The sequence below is a fragment of the Xanthomonas campestris pv. phormiicola genome (genome assembly GCA_025666215.1).
In the GTDB taxonomy this organism is placed as follows: Bacteria; Pseudomonadota; Gammaproteobacteria; order Xanthomonadales; family Xanthomonadaceae; genus Xanthomonas_A; species Xanthomonas_A campestris_A.
Genome location: CP102593.1, coordinates 4,548,995 through 4,565,449 on the forward strand (window position 1 = coordinate 4,548,995; position 16,455 = coordinate 4,565,449).

The following is a 16,455-nucleotide window of genomic DNA, read 5'->3' on the forward strand; positions in this document are numbered from 1 at the left end:
CTTGAACATGCCCGCCCCCGGCTGCCGGGCGGTCGCGGCCGCGACCGGGTGAGTGACCGCGCACAGGTGGGCGGTTGCATGCGCCGCCTGCCGTCGCGGCGCACAGTGCGTTCCATCTTGCGCAGGCTGGCGGCGCGGCCAAACCACGCGACAATGGCCGCCCGGACGCGCCGCCCCACCCGCTTCCATGCGCCGCGACCGGGGTGCGCCGTCGCCGACCAGCCTTGAAGCGGCGCCGGATATCCCCATTTGGAGTCGTGCATGACCAGCCCCGCCCCCCCCTCCGCGCACCCCTTCGGCGATCCCGCCGCAATCCGCAGCGAGCGCGCGGCCTCGGAGCTGCGCGCCGGCCGCCCGGTGGTCATCGAGCACCATGGCCAGGCGCGCGCGGTGCTGGCGCTGGACAGCAGCACTGCGCAGTCCTACCTGAGCTTCGCCCAGGCGGCGGCGCAACGGCATTACCTGTTCCTGACCCCGACCCGCGCGCAGGTGCTGGGCCTGGCCGCGCCGCAGGGCGCGCGCATCGCCCTGGCCGGCCAGTCCTACGACACGCTGGCGGCGCTGGCCTACCTGCGCGACGGCGCGCTGCCGGCGCACTGGCTGCCGGGCGATGCGCTGGATGCCGGCGCGGTGGAGATCGCGCGCCTGGGCCTGCTGTTGCCGGCGATGATCGCGGTGGACCTGGGCGCGGACAGCAGCGCCTTCCAGGGTTGCCAGTCGCTGCAGCTGGACGACCTGGAACACGGCTGCGCGACCACCACCGCCGGCAGCTACGAACTGGTGACCCGCACCCAGGTGCCGCTGCGCGAGCTGGGCAGCAGCGAATTCGTGGTGTTCCGCGGCGGCGTGGCGCAGCGCGACCAGGTCGCGATCGTGATCGGCCAGCCCGACCTGTCCGTGCCGGTGCCGCTGCGGGTGCATTCCTCCTGCCTCACCGGCGACCTGTTCGGCTCGCTGAAGTGCGACTGCGGCGACCAGCTGCGGCATGGCCTGGCCAAGCTCAAGGACCTCGGCGGCGGCGTGCTGCTGTACCTGGACCAGGAAGGCCGCGGCACCGGCATCGCCACCAAGATGCGCGCCTACGGTTATCAGCACGACGGGCTGGACACCATCGACGCCGATGCGCAACTGGGCTTCGGCGCCGACGAGCGCCGCTACGGCAGCGCGGTGGCGATGCTGCGCGGGCTCGGCATCCAGCGCGTGCGCCTGCTGACCAACAATCCCTCCAAGGCCGAGCGCCTGCGCGCGGCCGGCATCGAGGTGGTCGAACGCATCCCGATCACCGGCGCGATCACCGCCGAGAACGAGGGCTATCTGCGCACCAAGGCCGCCCGTGCCGGCCATGCGCTGGACGTGGACGCACTGCTACACGCCGCGCGCTGAGCCGCGACGGCGTTAGCATCGGCGACGGCGACAGCGGCGCACGCCGAACGACCGGGCGTGCTGTGGATGGGGCCTCCAGAAGCCTCGCGCCCGCGCGCGAAGCACGCCGGGTGCCGCCCGCGTTACGATCGGGACCTACGCGGCGCGCGTGCGCAGTGCCCGCCCATCGCTTCGAGAGCCCACCGTGACCGCACCGCCGTCCCTGGACCCTTCCGCCGCCGCGCTTGGCGCCGCCCCCCAGGCCGCCAGCGCGTTCGCGCCTGCGGACGGCTGGCTGCCGCTGCCGCTGCGCGGCGCCTGGCTGGCCGCGCTCGGCGGCGGCTGCATCCTGGGCCTGTGCGTGCTGATCGGCGCGGCCATCTTCGGTTTCTCGTTGCACAGCCGCCAGGCCTTGCTCATCGGTGCCGGCGCCGCGGCGCTCGGCGCGCTGTTCGGTGCGTGCATCGGCTTCGTACGCCATCGCCGGATCCGCTGGCGGCTGAACGCGCAGGGCCTGGACCTGCGCCGCGGGCGGTTGTGGCAGAGCGAAGTGCATGTCCCGATCTCGCGCGTGCAGCACCTGGACCTGCGCCGCGGCCCGCTGGAACGCCTGGCGCGCCTGGCGACCCTGGTGGTGCATACCGCGGGCACCCGGCACACCGCGGTGGCCGTGCCCGGCCTGCACCAGGCCGACGCCGAGCGCCTGCGCGAACGCCTGGCGCACCAGCTCGACCACGACGACGACGCACTGTGAGCGCCGCCCTGGACGCCGAGGACACCGCGGTCCGGCGCCTGCATCCGTGGTCGTGGCTGTTCGTGCTGCTGCAGCACCTGCGGCATTTCCTGCTGCCGCTGCTGGCGCTGCTGGTGTTCGGCGGGCGCGACGGCCGCAACGACCATGTCGACCAGCTGCTGATGCTGCTGGTGGGCAGCGCGCTGATCGCGGTGTCGCTGCTGCGCTACCTCACCTACCAGTACCGGATCGGCCGCGACAGCCTGAGCATCCGCAGCGGCTGGCTGGAACGCAGCCTGCGCGAGATCCCGTTCGCGCGCATCCACAACGTGGTCGTGCACCAGTCGCTGCTGCATCGGCTGTTCGGCGTGGCCGAGGTGCGGCTGGAATCGGCCGGCGGGACCAAGCCGGAGGCGCAGATGCGGGTGCTGCGGCTGGACCAGGCGCTGGCGCTGGAGCGGCAGATCCGCCACCGCGCGCATGCCACCGGGACCGGGACCGCGGCGGTGGACGCCGCGCCGGCCAGCGACGTGCTGCTGGCGCTGCCCACCGCCGAGGTGCTGCGCCAGGGACTGATCTCCAACCGCGGCATGGTGGTGGTGGTGACCGCGTTCGGCGCCACCTACCACCTGTTCCCCGAGCGCATGGTCTCCAATGCGATCGAGCATTACGGGCGGCAGTTGTTCGGCTACGCCAGCCACCTGCAACTGGGCTGGATGGCCGGCGCGGTCACCGTGACGCTGATGCTGGCCACGCTGCTGCTGATCATGCGCGTGCTGTCGATGGCGCTGGCGCTGCTGCAGTACCACGGCTTCCGGCTCAGCGAGAGCGAGCGCAGGCTGACCGTGGAGCGCGGCCTGCTGACGCGGCTGCGCAGCAGCGTGGCGCGGCGCCGGATCCAGGCCTGGACCCTGCACGAGGGCGTGCTGCAACGCCTGCTGCGGCGGCGCAGCCTGCATATCGACACCGCGGTGATGGATGGGCACGGCGAGCAGGGCCGTGCGCTGAAGGAATTGGCGCCGCTGGCGACCCCGGCCGCCTGCGATGCCCTGCTGCACCGGCTGCTGCCGCAGATCGCGTGGCCGCCGCCGCACTGGCAGGGGATCGCCACGCGCTGCTGGTGGCGGTTGTGCCTGCCGGCGCTATGCCTGGTGCCGCTGCTGTGCGCCGGACTGTGGCAGGCCGTCGGCGCCTGGGCCGCACTGTCGCTGCTGTGGCTGCCATGGTCGGCGTTCAAGGCCTGGCGCCACACGCAGCGCATGGGCTATGCGCTGGACGCGCGCTACGTGGCGGTGCGCGGCGGCTGGTGGACGCGCTGGTGGCGGCTGGCCGAGATCGACAAGCTGCAGGCGCTGCAGCTGACCCGTTCGCCGCTGGACCGCTACTGCGGCACCGCCACGCTGTGGCTGGATACGGCCGGCGCCCGCCATGGCGAGCCGCCGTTGCGAGTGCGCCTGGTGCCCGCGGCCGACGCGCAGGCGCTGTATCTGCAACTGAGTCACGCGCTGGCGCGGCGCCGGCTGCGCTGGTAGCGGCAAGCGCCGCGCGCGGCCACGCGATGGCTCAACGCGCGCCGCGGCCCCAGTAGCCGATGCGCCGGCGGATCTTCAGCTTGCGCCAGAAATTCCAGGGCTTGCGCCTGGGATTGCGCGCACCCTCGGCGACGAAGGCGTCGATCGCGCGCAGCACGCGCTCGCTGGACTGGCCGTCGCGGTAGGGATGCAGGCCGTCGGCGAAGTCGCGGATCGCCGCCATCAGTTGCGGCGGCCGCGCCAGCGCGCGGCGGATCGCCGGCTCGAACTGCGCGGGGTCGTCGATGTCGATCAGCTGCGGGCCCGGGCGCCGGTTCTTGAACGTCACCACCGGCTTGTAGGTGAGCAGGAACTCGTTGAGCGCCGAGGAGGTGTCCGAGCACATCAGGTCCACCTGCGGGAACAGCTCCAGGATGTTGTCGTTGTCGGCGAAGCGCAGATAGTCGTTCTCCAGCGCGCGATAGCGCGCCACCACCTCCGGATCCATCTTCGGATGGAAGGTCACGATCCAGCGCCACTCGCCGCTGCGCGACAGCCGCTTGACCTCGTCGTGGAGGATGCCGGCCGCGCTCCACGACGGCGAGAACGTAGAGTGGTACAGGATCACCGGCGGTTGCCGCACAGGCGCGAGTTCGGCGCCGATCTCGCGCATGAACGGGTCGATCTTGGGGAAGCCGGTTTCCTTCACCGCGAAGTGGCCGAGCTTGCGCGCCAGCGCGCCGAACGCGGCGGTGTCGCGCGGGCCGGTGGTGCAGTACAGGTCGAAGAAACCGCGCACGTAGATGTGCCGCGGCTTGCCGGCGTCGAAACCGTGGAAGGTCTCGACCTTCACCCCGGGGAAGAAGTGCGGCACCGCGTTGCTGGAGGTGATCACCGCGTACGGATTCCACGCCAGCACGTCCTCCACGGTCGCCAGGTGGCGCTCGTCGGCGCTCAGATCGGCGGCGCCGGGACCGTCGAAGAACCACGCCGCCTGGTCGCCGCGCGCGCGGATCGCGGCCTGCAGCGGACGCAGGATCGCCAGCGCATAGCGTTCGGATCCGTACAGCAGGTAATGCTTGCTCATCAGTGCTCCAGATCGTGCCGTTGCAGCTGCGCCCGCGCCTGCTCCACCGAGGCCGGGTTGACCTGCATCTCGTAGTAGCGCATGCGCTTGTACAGCGCGTAGCTGGCCGCGGTCTGCGCCACCACGAAGCCGCGCCAGCCATCGAGCACCGCCAGGCGCAGCAGGTAATCCTTGAGGAAGGCGCCGGCGAACACGAACGGGCTCTGCCACATTCTCACCGGCTTGCGCTTGTCGCGCCAGCCGAGCGCCTTCAGTTCGGCGTAGCGCAGCACCTTCAGCTGTTTGTGCACCAGGGTCGGGTTGTGCAGGTGGTTGAACGGCGGCGCGAACTCGGCGCTGGCGCCGTCGAAGCGCAGCGATTCGTGCACCCGCGCATCGCTCCAGCGCGCGCGCCCGCGGTGGTACAGCCGCGCCAGGCGTTCGCCGACCATCGGCCGGTACCAGCGCATCGGCGCGCCCATGTACCAGGTGCTGCGGCGCAGCCACACCGCGTCCAGCCGATCCTCGGCCAGGAGTTGCGGCAGCCGCGCCAGGCATTGCGCGCGCAGCGCGTCGGACAGGAATTCGTCCGCGTCCAGCACCAGGATCCAGTCGTGCGCGGCCTGGGTGGAGGCGAAATTGCGCTGCGCGCCGAAGCCCAGCCAGGCCTGCTCGACCACGCGCGCGCCGTGCGCGCGGGCGATCGCCACGGTGGCGTCGGTGCTGCCGCAGTCCACCACCAGCTTGTCGGCGGCGAACGGCACGCTGTCCAGACAGCGCGCGATGTTGGCGGCTTCGTTGTAGGTCATCACCACCAGGCTGAGCGGCAGGGTGGTCGCGGCGGCGTCGGCCATGGCGCTCGGTATCCGGGGCAGCGGGGCACCTCGTGGGGCGCGGCGCGGACGGCGCCGTGCCGGTCGGCGGTGCGGGATCGGCAGTCTACCGGCTTCCGGCAGCGCCTTCAGCGGCATCGGCGCGCGCCCGCGGCGCCTGCGCATCGCAGGCCGCCAGCCCGATCAGCACGCCGACCAGCGCCACGTAGAAGCCGGTGGTGACCTGATGCGCGAACATCGACTGGGTCATGCCGCACAGGATGTAGCCGGCCACCACCATGATCCCGGCCGCGGCCGGGCCATGGAACTCGCGCTGCGGCCGCCGCCGGTACAGGCGCAGCAGCAGCCACAGCGGCACACCGTAGACCAGCAGGATCAGCACGGTGCCGGGCAGGCCCTGGGTCGCGCTCCACTCGGCCAGGTCGTTGTGCGCATGGCCCAGGTGGCAGCGCTCCACCCAGGTCTTGCTGCGGCAATCGGGCAGGCGCAGCATCGCGTTGTCGAAGCGGCCCACGCCGACCCCGACCAGCGGATGCTCGACGAAGGTCGCGGCCGCCACCTGCAGCCGTTCGATGCGCGCCCCGGCCGAGGAATCGCTGTCGCCGCGCTCGTAGCGCTGCACGTCGTGATGCAGTTCGGCCAGGCGGGTCTGCCGGGTCAGCGCCGGCACGCTCAGAACCAGGGTCGCCGCCAGCACGGTGAGCACGCCCAGGATCACCAGCCGCGCGCGGCCGCTGCGCCAGCGCACGCACAAGGCGATGGCCACCAGCAGCAACAGCACGCCCAGCCACACGCCGCGACTGCCGCTGAGCAGGATGGTCGCGCAGCCGGCGACGGTCGCGACGATGGTCCATGGCCAGCGCCCATGCGGCCGGCAGAACACCGCCACCATCATCAGCACCAGCACCACGTCGGCGAGCACGATCGCATTGGTCCAGCCCTCGGCACGCGGCTGGCCCTGCAGCACCTGCACGAGCGCCAGCACCAGGGTGGCGAAGATGCCAAGCAGCGCGCCCCACCACAGCAACTGCCGCGGCGGACGCAGCGCGTAGACCCACAACGCGGTCCAGGGCAGCACCAGGAAGCGGGTGCGGTTGTCGATGTCCTTCAGCGCCTGGCCGAAGTACAGCAATGAGAACACCGACAGCACGATCACCAACACCGCCAGCACCGTCAGCCAGCGCAGCGAGGGCTGCAGCCCGGCCGCCGCGCGGCGCATGCGCTCCAGCGCCAGCAGGCTGCTCGCCAACAGCAGCAGGCCGAACGGCAGCAGCCCGCCCGGCATGCTGACCACCAGCGCCGGCAGGCACAGCAGGCCCAGCGCGGCGCCCCAATCGGCCAGCGTGTGGCGATGGGACGGGAACGCGGCCAGCGGCGGTGCGGCGCGGGGCGGTGTGGCTTCTTCGGTCATCTAGGAGAGAACGGACGGAAAGACGATGGGGGGCGATGATCCAAGTGCGACCCCTAACCCGACCTGACCTGCACGCGGCCGGTCTCGGCCGGCGCCGACGTGGGCGCCGGCGGCACATCGCCGAGCAGATCGGCGACCGCCGACCGCAGGCGCTCGCCGAACTCGTGCTGGCGCGACTCGAAGAACGCTCGCGCCGCGGTGCCCAGCGCATCGCATTGCATCGGCGCCAGGGCCAGCGCCTGCGCCATCGCCCGTTCGATGCCGGCCGCGTCGATCCGGTAGCGCACGCCGAAGTTGTCCTCGCGCTCGTCACCAGGCTCGATCAGCACGCCGCGCTCGGCGGTCACCAGTTCGTTCATCGGCGCGCCATCGGTGGTGATCACCACCGCGCCGACGCTCAGCGCTTCCATGATGTAGTGGCCGAAGCCCTCGACCTCGGACGGGCACAGGTGGAAGCGATGCGCGTTCTGCAACCGGCGCAACTCGCGCTGGTCCAGATAGCCGGTGAGGTAATCGATGTTCTCGGCCTCGATCGGGCGCGACTTCTTCGCGCTCTGCACCACCGTCAGCCGCGGCCATTCCGGGTGCCGCGCCCAGGTCTGCAGCAGCACCGCGGTGCCCTTGGCCGAGCTGCGCCCGGCCACGTGCAGGCAGGCGCGCTCGCGCGGCACCTCCGGGCGGTAGCAGTCGTCGCTGCAGAACCCGATGAACGCGGTCGCCGGACCCAACGCGGCAAAGCGCTGCTCGGCCTGCCGGGTCTTGCACAGCACCCGCTCGAAACGCGGCAGCCAGCGCAGCCACTTGCGGCGGAACCACTCCGGATTGGGCACCAGGGCGTTGCGCCTGCCGGCGCCCAGGCAGCGCGGATAGACCCGCTCCAGGAAGATCTGCAGGTCGGCGCGGCCGCGCAACAGGCTGCGCAGGACCAGGCGCAGTTCGCGCAGATGGTTGGCGAAGCGCACGGTGCCGAAACCAAGCACCTCCACCCGGTAGCGGCCGCTGCTGCGCAGGACCTCGGCGACCACCTGCAGGTCGCGGCTCAGGCCGCCGCCGTTGTCGCGGCTGATGACCCGGATCAGGCGCATCGGCACGGCACACCTCCCACCAGCAGGGCGCCGAGGTCGAGACCGGAGGCGCGGCCGCGGCTCACTCGAAGCGGTCCTTGTCCTGCTCGCGCAGGCGGTCGCGGTCGCCGCTGGTGACCGTGCATTGCCCGTGCACGGCAGCGGCCGGCACCAGCCACCAGTTGCGGCGATTGGATACGCCGGCCAGGGTGCTGGCGCGGCGATCGACGCAGCCCAGCATCGCCGCCTCCTGCACCAGCAGCCAGCGCCGCTGCGGCGCCTGCGCCTGCCAGGCCACACCGCGGCGCAACTGCTCGTCCCACGGCACCACGAACCCGAAGGTGGTCGCGGCGCGATCGGCCATCAACAGGTTCTGTTCCTTCCATGCCACCAGGCCCAGTTCCGCGTCCGGACCGATGCGGCGGCCGGCCGCCTCCATCACCCCGCGTGCGGAACTGGAGAGATTGATCAGCGGATACACCATCAGCCCGATCAGCACCCACAGCACGCTCAGCGTGGACACCATCGCCAGCTCCGGACGCCGCCGCGCGAACACCGCCAGGCTGGCCACGCCCCACAGGCCGATCGCCAGCAGGATCCAGGCCAGCGCCTGCACGGTCGGCAGATCGACGCCGCGCTGCTCCATCATCTGCGCGCGGAAGCCGTGTCCGGCCAGGATCGCCGCGCCGACGCCGCCCAGCGCCACGGTCAGCACCACGGTGAACGCCAGCAGCAGCCGCCTGACCCCGGTCTTGCGCAGCAGCCCCGGGACCAGCGGCGCCATCGCCAGGCACAGCATCGGCAACGCCGGCAGGATGTAGACGTCGCGCTTGCCGGTGGGGATCGAGAAGAACAGCAGGATCAGCGCCCACCAGGCCAGCGGCAGCAGGTAGCGCGGATCGCGCCGGCGCAGGCGCCGCGCCCAGGCCGGGATCGCCCACGGCAAGGCCAGCAGCAGCGGCAGCCACATGCTCGGCATCACCCCGAAGAAATACAGCGGCCCGTGCGGGTGATCCCAGGACCTGGTGTAACGCCCGGCGGTCTGCCGGAACAGGATGTCGTCGAGGTAGGCGCGGTATTCGGGTTCGTGCGCCGACAGCGCCGTGGTCACCATCGGCAGCAGCCAGATCGACACCGCCGCCAGGAACGCCAGCGGCCCCAGCCAGAAGCGCGGATTGCGCGCGCCGATCCTGACCCCGCGCCACTGCGCCAGCGATGCCGCCGCGGCCGGCAGCAGGATCAGCAGCGCCAGCGCGCCCACGCCCTTGGTGATCGTGCCCAGGCCGGCGGCGAACCAGCCCAGCGCCCACATCCGCCAGTCGGGCCCGCGCAGCACGTGGCGCAACAGGCCGTAGTTGGCCAGGGTGATGTAGAACACCACCAGCGGATCGATCTGCGCCTTCTTCGCCTGGTAGGTGAAGTGGAACGCGAACAGCAGCGCATACGCCGCATACATGCCGACCCGGCGCGTCCACAGGCGCCGGCCCAGATCGTAGACGCAGGCCAGCGTGCCCAGCGCGGCCAGCAGCGACGGCAGCAGGAACGCCACCCGCCAGTTGCCGAACAGCTCGTAGAACGACGCCTGCAGCCACATCAGCATCGGCGGCTTGTCCGAGTACAGCTCGGTGCCGCGGTGCGGGAACAGCCAGTTGCCGCTGTCCACCATCTGCTTGGCGACCAGCGCGAAGCGCGGCTCGTCGGCCGGGTGCGGATCGCGCAGGCCGAGGCCGGCGCCGAGCACCAACAGCGCAAGCAGGGCCAGCAACCAGAATTCTCGGGACGCGCGGGTCTTCAGCATGGGACGGGATGATACCGGGGCCGCTTCACGCCGTCTTGCGCAGCCGCGCATAGAAGAACCCGTCGCGGTCCTGCTCGCCGGGCAGGCGCTGGCGGCCGCCGCCGGCCGCGTGGCCGCAGGCGGCGCCGGGATCCTCGGCCACGGCATCGGCGCTGCGCGCCAGGAACGCCTGCAACTGGCGCTCGTTCTCGTCCTTGAGCAGCGAGCAGGTGGCGTAGACCAGCACCCCGCCCGGCCGCAGCACCTGCCAGCCGGCATCCAGCAGCCGCGCCTGCAGCGCCTGCAGCGCGACCACGTCCTCGCGCCGCCGGTGCAGCAGCACGTCGGGCTGGCGGCGCACGATGCCGGTCGCCGAGCACGGCGCGTCCAGCAGCACCGCATCGAACGCCTCGCCGTCCCACCAGTTGTCCAGCTGCGCCGCATCGGCCGCCTGCAGCAAGGCCTGCGCGCCGGCACCGGTGCGTTCGAAGGTCTCGCGCACCCGCGCCAGGCGCCGCGCATCCACGTCCAGCGCGGTCAGGCGCAGGGTCGGGTCGCGCTCGAGCAGGTGCGCGGACTTGCCGCCGGGCGCGGCGCACGCGTCCAGCACGCGCGCGCCCGGCGCCTGCGCCAGCACGTCGGCGACCTGTTGCGCCGAGCCGTCCTGCACCGACACCCAGCCGTCGGCGAAGCCGGGCAAGGCGCTCATTGCCACCGATTCGGCCAGGCGGATCGCATCGGCCAGGTCCGGCACCGCCTGCGCGCCGATGCCGGCGTCGGCCAGCCGCTGCAGATAGGCGTCGCGCGTGCTGCGCTGGCGGTTCACCCGCAGCCACAGCGGCGCCGCCTGCTGGCTGGCAGCGAAGATCGCCTCGGCCTGCCCGGGCCAGTCGGCGTGCAGCGCATCGCGCAGCCACAGCGGCCAGCCGGCGTCGGCGGCGACCGCCGGCAGCCCGTCGCGCAGCGCGCGGCGCAGCAAGGCGTTGACCATGCCGGCCTGGCGCGGCCGGTCCAGCGCCCGCGCCGCCTCCACCGTCGCCGACAGCGCCGCGTGCGGCGCCAGGCCGAGCACGTCGAGCTGGGCGAAGCCGGCCATCAGCAGCGTGCGCAGTTCGGCGTCGCGCTGCGGCAACTGCTTCTGCAGCCACAGCCGCAGCGCGGCCTCGTAGGCCGGGCGCCGGCGCAGCACGGCGAAGCAGATCGCCTCGACCAGGGCGCGGTCGCGCGGATCGGGCAAGGCCGGCAGCGCGGTGGCCAGTTCGGCCTTCAGCGAACGGCCGCGGTCGATCACCGCGGCCAGCACGCGGGCGGCGGCCACGCGCGGGGCGACGCCCGGCGGCGGGGCGGCGGCAGGCATCGCGGCAGGCGCGTCGGTCATGGCCGGTCGCGCCGGTTCAGGCCAGCACCGGCAGATCGCGCCGGGCGTTGAGGTAGTCGGCGGCGGTGATCGCCTTGCCGCCTTCGCGCTGCAGCACGCGCAGGCGCAACGCGCCCTGGCCGCAGGCGATGTCGATGCCCTGTTTGGACGCAGCCAGTACCGTGCCCGGCGGCTGCGCATGCGCCAGCTCCAGCGCCACCGCGCCGTGGATGCGCACGCGTTCGCCGGCCAGCACCGCCTCGGCGATCGGCCACGGATTGAACGCGCGCACCCGCAGCGCCAGCTGCGCCGCCGGCTGCTGCCAGTCCAGCCGCGCCTGCGCCTTGTCCAGCTTGTGCGCGTAGGTGACGCCGGCCTCCGGCTGCGGCTGCGGCACCGGGCGGATGCCGGCGCGCAGCAGGCCCAGGCCGTCGGCCAGCACCTGCGCGCCGAGCGCGGCCAGGCGGTCGTGCAGCTGTCCGCCGGTCTCGCTGTCGCCGATCGGGGTGCGCTGCGACATCAGCACCGGGCCGGTGTCCAGGCCCGCTTGCATCTGCATCAGGCACACCCCGGTCTCGCTGTCGCCAGCCTCGATCGCGCGCTGGATCGGCGCGGCGCCGCGCCAGCGCGGCAGCAGCGAGGCGTGCACGTTCCAGCAGCCATGGGTCGGGATCGCCAGCACCGCCTTGGGCAGGATCAGGCCGTAGGCCACCACCACCATCAGGTCAGGCTGCAGCGCGCGCAGGGTCTGCAGCGCCTCCGGCGAGCGCAAGGACTCCGGCTGCAGCACCGGAATGCCGCGCGCGACCGCCTCCAGCTTCACCGGCGACGGCGTCAGCCCGCGGCCGCGCCCGGCCGGCCGGTCCGGCTGGGTATAGACCGCGATCACTTCATGGCGCTGCGCGGCCGCGCGCAACGACGGCACGGCGAAGTCCGGCGTACCGGCGAAGACGATTTTCATGGAGGCTGGGAACCGGGAATAGGGAATGGAGAATGGCAAAAGCGCGGACCCGGAAATGGACGGACACCGCTCTTACGATTCCCGTTTCCCCATTCCCGTCTCCCGGCTTCAGGCCACGTGCTTGCGCGCCTTGGCCAGCTTCTTGCGCACCATCTCGCGCTTGAGCGGGGAGAGGTAGTCGACGAACAGCTTGCCGTCCAGGTGGTCCATCTCGTGCTGCACGCACACCGCCAGCACACCGTCGGCGGACAGTTCCTGCGGCTGGCCGTGGCGGTCCAGGTAGCGCACGACGATGCTGTCGGCACGGGTCACGTCGGCATAGATGCCGGGCACCGACAGGCAGCCTTCCTGGTACACCTGCTCGCCGTCGCGCTGCACGATCTGCGGGTTGATGAACACCTGCGGGGTGTTCTTCTCCTCGCTGACGTCGATGACCATGAAGCGCTGGTGCACGTCCACCTGGCTCGCGGCCAGGCCGATGCCGGGGGCCTCGTACATGGTCTCGAACATGTCGTCGAGCAGGCGCTGGAACGCCGGCGCGGTCACGTCGGCAGGGTCGACCGGCACCGCCTTGGTGCGCAGGCGGGGATCGGGGAATTCGAGGATGGGAAGCAGGGCCATAGCGGTACCCAGATGGGGGCGCCGGAAAATTCGGCAAGACGTGGCAATTCTACCCCGTTCTGGCGCGAACGCTTGCGCCGCGCCCAGGGTTCTGGACTATAGTGCGCGGACCTGTTGGGGAATCAGGCTCCGCACTCATGTTCAATCGACTCCGTACGGTCGTCGCCGTGGCGATGCTCACCGTGGCGACCTATGCCGCTTCCGCGAGCATGGCTGCCGAACACCCTGACACCTACGTGGTGCGCAAGGGCGACACGCTGTGGGACATCGCCGGGCGCTTCCTCGGCAAGCCGTGGCTGTGGCCGGAAATCTGGCAGGCCAACCCGCAGGTGCAGAACCCGCATCTGATCTACCCCGGCGACGTGCTCAGCCTGGCCTACCTGGACCGCGTGGCGCGTGCCGCGGTCAAGCCGGGCCCGCGCCAGGACGCGCCGATCGATGCGATCCCGCTGTCCGACGTCGAGCCGTTCCTGAAGAACCTGCGCGTGGCCGACAGCATCGACGGGCTGCCCTATGTGGTGGGCTTCGAGGACAACCGGCTGCGCGCCACCATCGGCCAGGTGGTCTACGCGACCGGGCTCGGCGATGCGCAGGTCGGACAGCGCTACGCGGTGGTGCGCCCGACCGTGCGCTACGAGCTGCCCAGGCTCAGCGACGACCTGAACAACGAGGGCCGCAGCACCCAGGGCACCGGCAACCTGTGGCAGACCTTCGTGGCGCCGGACAACAAGCGCCGCGAGACGCTGGGCTACGAGCTGGCCCAGGTCAATATCGGCACCGTCACCCGCGCCGCCGCCGACAGCCAGACCACCGCCCTGCTGCTGCAGGACAGCGCCCGCGAAGTGCGCGCCGGCGACCGCCTGATCGCGGTCGAAGCGCAACCCTACGACCTGCAGTTCGTCCCGCATCCGCCCTCGGCGCAGGCGCTCGAGGTCGGGCTGCGGGTGCTGGCGGTGGCCGACGCGTTCAGCGCCGCCGGTCCGCGCGACGTGATCGCGCTCTCCGGCGGCCGCCGCGAAGGCATCGACAACGGCACCGTGGTGTCGCTGTGGCGCCATGGCACCCGGGTCAACGACCGCGTGCGGCGTCCGAACACCTCGCGCGCCGACGACGGCTTCACCGGCGGCAGCGGCACGGTCGCCCTGCCCGACGAATACGCCGCGCACGCGATGGTGTTCCGCACCTTCGACAAGGTCAGCTACGCGCTGGTCATGGACGGCATCAAGCCGACCCGGATCGGCTACGACGTGAAGCACCCGGACGCACGCTGACCCGCGCACGCGGGCAAGTCCTACATCCGCAACAGACGGCGCCCGAGGGCGCCGTCTGCGTTTGCGGCCTAGCCTGGGGCCCATGTCCGCCCTGCCCGACCACGCACACCCCACCCCCGCAGACCCCGCATTGCTGGCGCTGTCGCTGGCCGGCGGCGCCAGCGCCCCGCGCAGGCGCCTGCTCGAGCGACACGGCAGCCCTGCCGCCGCGCTGGCCGCCGGCGCGGCGGCCTGGCAGGCGGCGGGACTGGATCCGGCGCAGAGCGCGGCCCTGCGACAGCCCGACCGCGCCGCGGTGGACGCCGCGCTGGCCTGGCTGGCGCAGCCGCGCCGGCACCTGCTCGGCTGCCACGACCCCGACTACCCGGCGCTGCTGCTGCGCAGCCCCAATCCGCCGCTGGCGCTGTATCTGGAAGGCGACCCGGCGGCGCTGTGGCATCCAGCGGTGGCGGTGGTCGGCAGCCGCGCGCCCAGCGCCGGCGGCCGCGACAATGCGCATCGCTTCGCCCTGGCGTTGGCCGCGGCCGGGCTGGCGGTGACCAGCGGCATGGCCGCCGGGGTCGATGCCGCCGCGCATGCGGCGGCGCTGTCGCGCCAGGATGGGCTCACCGTGGCGGTGGTCGGCACCGGCGCGGACCTGGCCTATCCGCGCCAGCATGCCGCGCTGCGCGAGCGCATCGCCGCGCGCGGCGCGGTGGTCAGCGAGCATCCGCCCGGCACCCCGGCGCGGCCCGGCCACTTCCCGGCACGCAACCGGATCATCGCCGGGCTGACCCTGGCCACCCTGGTGATCGAAGCCGCCACCCGCTCCGGCGCGCTGATCACCGCGCGCCTGGCCGCCGAGGCCGGGCGCGACGTGTTCGCCGTGCCCGGCTCCATCCACAACCCCATGGCGCGCGGCTGCCACCGCCTGATCCGCGACGGCGCAGGACTGGTCGAGAACGCCGAGGAGGTGCTGGCCGGGGTTGCCCCGCTGGCCGCCGAACTGGCCGATGCCTTGCGCGGACGCCTGCGCGCCCCCACTGAGAGGAGCGCCGACGACCCCGGCGCCATGCCGCCCTTCCCCGATCCCGACTACCAGCGCTTGTGGCAGGCGCTGGGCCACGACCCCACCTGTATGGATTCAGTGATCGCGCGCACCGGATTGACGGCTGCGGCGGCCTCCTCCATGCTGCTGGCCATGGAACTGGATGGCTACGTGGCGGTCGAACGAGGTCGTTACACCCGCAAACCCTAGTTTCTTCACCTCCACAGCGTCTAGCGACGCAGGCCGAGGGGCAATGAAAGAGAGCATTCTGGATGTCCTGCTGTACCTGTTCGAACATTATTTCAGCGAGGATGCGGACCCGGTCCGCGATCGCGACTCCCTCCAGAATGGCCTGATCCAGGCCGGCTTCAGCCCCACCGAGATCAGCAAGGCGTTCGATTGGCTCGATGCCCTGGCCGACCAGCGGCCGGCCGTGGCGCAACCGCGCATCGACGGCCCGATCCGCATCTACCACGGCCCGGAGCTGGACAAGCTCGACGTGGAATGCCGCGGTTTCCTGCTGTTCCTGGAACAACACGGCATCCTCGACAGCGACCAGCGCGAGCTGGTGCTGGACCGGGCGATGGCGCTGGACCAGGACGAACTGGACCTGGACGACCTGAAATGGGTGGTGCTGATGGTGCTGTTCAACCAGCCCGGCGCCGAGGCGGCCTACGCGTGGATGGAAACGCAGATGTTCGTCGACGAGCCGGAGCCCGTGCACTGACGCACTGACGGGCCCTGTCCGCATGCACGAGGAACCCGCCCACAGCGCCTGGTACTACGCCGACGCGGCACGCCAGCGGCACGGCCCGCTGAGCACCGCGGTGCTGCTGCAACGCCTGCGCGACGGGCTGCTGGAGCGCAGCACCCTGATCTGGCGCGAAGGCATGCCGGAGTGGCGGCCGCTGCACGCGCTTGCCGACGAACTCGGCCTGCCGGCGACAGCGCCGCCGCCGCTGCCAGCAGCGGCGAGCGCCGCCCCGACCCTGCCCGCCGCGGCTCCGCGCAACGGCCTGTCCGGCTGCGGCATCGGCGCGATCGTCGCGGTCGCGGTCGGCGTGGCGCTGCTGGCGATGATCGGGATTCTCGCCGCCATCGCCTTGCCCGCGTATCAGGACTACACGCTGCGCACCAGGGCCACCCTGGCGATCGGCAGCGTCGCCCCGCTGAAGTCCCGGATCTCCGGCTTCGCCGCGCAGCAGGGGCGCTGTCCGGTCAACGGCGATCCCGGCTTCGGCACCGCCGCGAGCTATGCCAGCGAATTCGTCGCGCAGGTGCGGATCGGCCGTTTCGACAACGGCCATTGCGGCCTGGAAGCGACGCTGCACGCGCCCGGGAAGGCCAAGCTGGATGGCAAGGCGCTGTGGCTGGACTACGATGAGCGCGCTTCGGCCTGGAACTGCAGTTCCGAGCTGGACGACCGCTATCTGCCTGCGCATTGCCGCGGCGGTTGAGCGG

General features: G+C 72.1%; 15 protein-coding genes. 7 read left to right on the plus strand and 8 right to left on the minus strand.

Annotated features, from left to right (window positions below; translation table 11 throughout):
- Positions 1-261: 261 nt before the first annotated feature.
- From ribA to NRY95_19145, 3 genes are all read left to right on the plus strand, one after another.
- Entirely contained in the window at positions 262-1,383 is a 1,122-nt protein-coding gene (ribA, locus tag NRY95_19135; GenBank protein ID UYC15781.1) for a GTP cyclohydrolase II RibA, read from the plus strand.
- A gap of 184 nt (positions 1,384-1,567) precedes the next feature.
- Positions 1,568-2,116: a PH domain-containing protein gene (locus NRY95_19140; protein UYC15782.1), complete on the plus strand. Its 549-nt coding sequence runs from the start codon at positions 1,568-1,570 to the stop codon at positions 2,114-2,116.
- Positions 2,113-3,627 (plus strand): PH domain-containing protein, encoded by a 1,515-nt coding sequence (locus NRY95_19145; GenBank protein UYC15783.1) that lies wholly within the window; start codon positions 2,113-2,115, stop codon positions 3,625-3,627. Before NRY95_19140 ends, NRY95_19145 begins: the two co-directional genes overlap by 4 nt.
- A 31-nt stretch (positions 3,628-3,658) precedes the next feature.
- On the opposite strand, the gene NRY95_19150 is transcribed toward NRY95_19145, so the two are convergent.
- The 8 genes from NRY95_19150 to def all read right to left on the minus strand — a co-directional run bounded on the left by NRY95_19150 (position 3,659) and on the right by def (position 12,696).
- Positions 3,659-4,693: a CDP-glycerol glycerophosphotransferase family protein gene (locus NRY95_19150; protein UYC15784.1), complete on the minus strand. Its 1,035-nt coding sequence runs from the start codon at positions 4,691-4,693 to the stop codon at positions 3,659-3,661.
- Positions 4,693-5,526, minus strand: a complete 834-nt coding sequence (locus NRY95_19155) for a glycosyltransferase family 2 protein (GenBank protein ID UYC15785.1) — start codon at positions 5,524-5,526, stop codon at positions 4,693-4,695. The genes NRY95_19150 and NRY95_19155 overlap by 1 nt, the downstream gene beginning before the upstream one ends.
- An 85-nt stretch (positions 5,527-5,611) precedes the next feature.
- A complete protein-coding gene (locus NRY95_19160; GenBank protein UYC15786.1) occupies positions 5,612-6,916 on the minus strand; it encodes an O-antigen ligase family protein in 1,305 nt (434 codons plus the stop codon).
- Positions 6,917-6,969: 53 nt separating this feature from the next.
- Positions 6,970-8,001: a glycosyltransferase gene (locus tag NRY95_19165; protein UYC18641.1), complete on the minus strand. Its 1,032-nt coding sequence runs from the start codon at positions 7,999-8,001 to the stop codon at positions 6,970-6,972.
- Between the two features lie 61 nt (positions 8,002-8,062).
- On the minus strand, positions 8,063-9,778 hold the full coding sequence (locus NRY95_19170; protein ID UYC15787.1) for a glycosyltransferase family 39 protein: 1,716 nt from the start codon (positions 9,776-9,778) through the stop codon (positions 8,063-8,065).
- 25 nt (positions 9,779-9,803) lie between these two features.
- Entirely contained in the window at positions 9,804-11,114 is a 1,311-nt protein-coding gene (rsmB, locus tag NRY95_19175) for a 16S rRNA (cytosine(967)-C(5))-methyltransferase RsmB (GenBank protein UYC18642.1), read from the minus strand.
- Between the two features lie 37 nt (positions 11,115-11,151).
- Positions 11,152-12,075 carry a methionyl-tRNA formyltransferase gene (gene fmt / locus NRY95_19180; GenBank protein UYC15788.1) on the minus strand — a complete coding sequence of 308 codons (924 nt, stop codon included), beginning with the start codon at positions 12,073-12,075 and terminating at the stop codon, positions 11,152-11,154.
- Positions 12,076-12,183: 108 nt separating this feature from the next.
- Positions 12,184-12,696, minus strand: coding sequence for a peptide deformylase (gene def / locus NRY95_19185; GenBank protein ID UYC15789.1), 513 nt, complete (start codon positions 12,694-12,696; stop codon positions 12,184-12,186).
- A 137-nt stretch (positions 12,697-12,833) separates the two neighbouring features.
- On the opposite strand from def, the gene NRY95_19190 reads away from it, so the two are divergent.
- The 4 genes from NRY95_19190 to NRY95_19205 all read left to right on the plus strand — a co-directional run bounded on the left by NRY95_19190 (position 12,834) and on the right by NRY95_19205 (position 16,451).
- Positions 12,834-13,967 carry a LysM peptidoglycan-binding domain-containing protein gene (locus NRY95_19190; protein ID UYC15790.1) on the plus strand — a complete coding sequence of 378 codons (1,134 nt, stop codon included), beginning with the start codon at positions 12,834-12,836 and terminating at the stop codon, positions 13,965-13,967.
- A gap of 82 nt (positions 13,968-14,049) precedes the next feature.
- Entirely contained in the window at positions 14,050-15,204 is a 1,155-nt protein-coding gene (gene dprA, locus NRY95_19195; protein ID UYC15791.1) for a DNA-processing protein DprA, read from the plus strand.
- 43 nt (positions 15,205-15,247) lie between these two features.
- The gene (locus NRY95_19200; GenBank protein UYC15792.1) at positions 15,248-15,721 is read left to right on the plus strand and encodes a DUF494 family protein; all 474 of its coding nucleotides are present in this window, start codon (positions 15,248-15,250) and stop codon (positions 15,719-15,721) included.
- Positions 15,722-15,743: 22 nt separating this feature from the next.
- Positions 15,744-16,451 carry a GYF domain-containing protein gene (locus NRY95_19205; protein UYC15793.1) on the plus strand — a complete coding sequence of 236 codons (708 nt, stop codon included), beginning with the start codon at positions 15,744-15,746 and terminating at the stop codon, positions 16,449-16,451.
- Positions 16,452-16,455 lie beyond the last annotated feature (4 nt).

Excerpts from the sequence above, each read along its gene's own strand:
- ribA (UYC15781.1), top strand. The coding sequence starts at position 262 with ATGACCAGCCCCGCCCCCCCCTCCGCGCACCCCTTCGGCGATCCCGCC.
- NRY95_19150 (UYC15784.1), bottom strand. The coding sequence starts at position 4,693 with ATGAGCAAGCATTACCTGCTGTACGGATCCGAACGCTATGCGCTGGCG.
- NRY95_19155 (UYC15785.1), bottom strand. The coding sequence starts at position 5,526 with ATGGCCGACGCCGCCGCGACCACCCTGCCGCTCAGCCTGGTGGTGATG.
- NRY95_19160 (UYC15786.1), bottom strand. The coding sequence starts at position 6,916 with ATGACCGAAGAAGCCACACCGCCCCGCGCCGCACCGCCGCTGGCCGCG.
- NRY95_19165 (UYC18641.1), bottom strand. The coding sequence starts at position 8,001 with ATGCGCCTGATCCGGGTCATCAGCCGCGACAACGGCGGCGGCCTGAGC.
- NRY95_19170 (UYC15787.1), bottom strand. The coding sequence starts at position 9,778 with ATGCTGAAGACCCGCGCGTCCCGAGAATTCTGGTTGCTGGCCCTGCTT.
- rsmB (UYC18642.1), bottom strand. The coding sequence starts at position 11,114 with ATGCCTGCCGCCGCCCCGCCGCCGGGCGTCGCCCCGCGCGTGGCCGCC.
- fmt (UYC15788.1), bottom strand. The coding sequence starts at position 12,075 with ATGAAAATCGTCTTCGCCGGTACGCCGGACTTCGCCGTGCCGTCGTTG.
- def (UYC15789.1), bottom strand. The coding sequence starts at position 12,696 with ATGGCCCTGCTTCCCATCCTCGAATTCCCCGATCCCCGCCTGCGCACC.
- NRY95_19190 (UYC15790.1), top strand. The coding sequence starts at position 12,834 with ATGTTCAATCGACTCCGTACGGTCGTCGCCGTGGCGATGCTCACCGTG.
- dprA (UYC15791.1), top strand. The coding sequence starts at position 14,050 with ATGTCCGCCCTGCCCGACCACGCACACCCCACCCCCGCAGACCCCGCA.
- NRY95_19200 (UYC15792.1), top strand. The coding sequence starts at position 15,248 with ATGAAAGAGAGCATTCTGGATGTCCTGCTGTACCTGTTCGAACATTAT.
- NRY95_19205 (UYC15793.1), top strand. The coding sequence starts at position 15,744 with ATGCACGAGGAACCCGCCCACAGCGCCTGGTACTACGCCGACGCGGCA.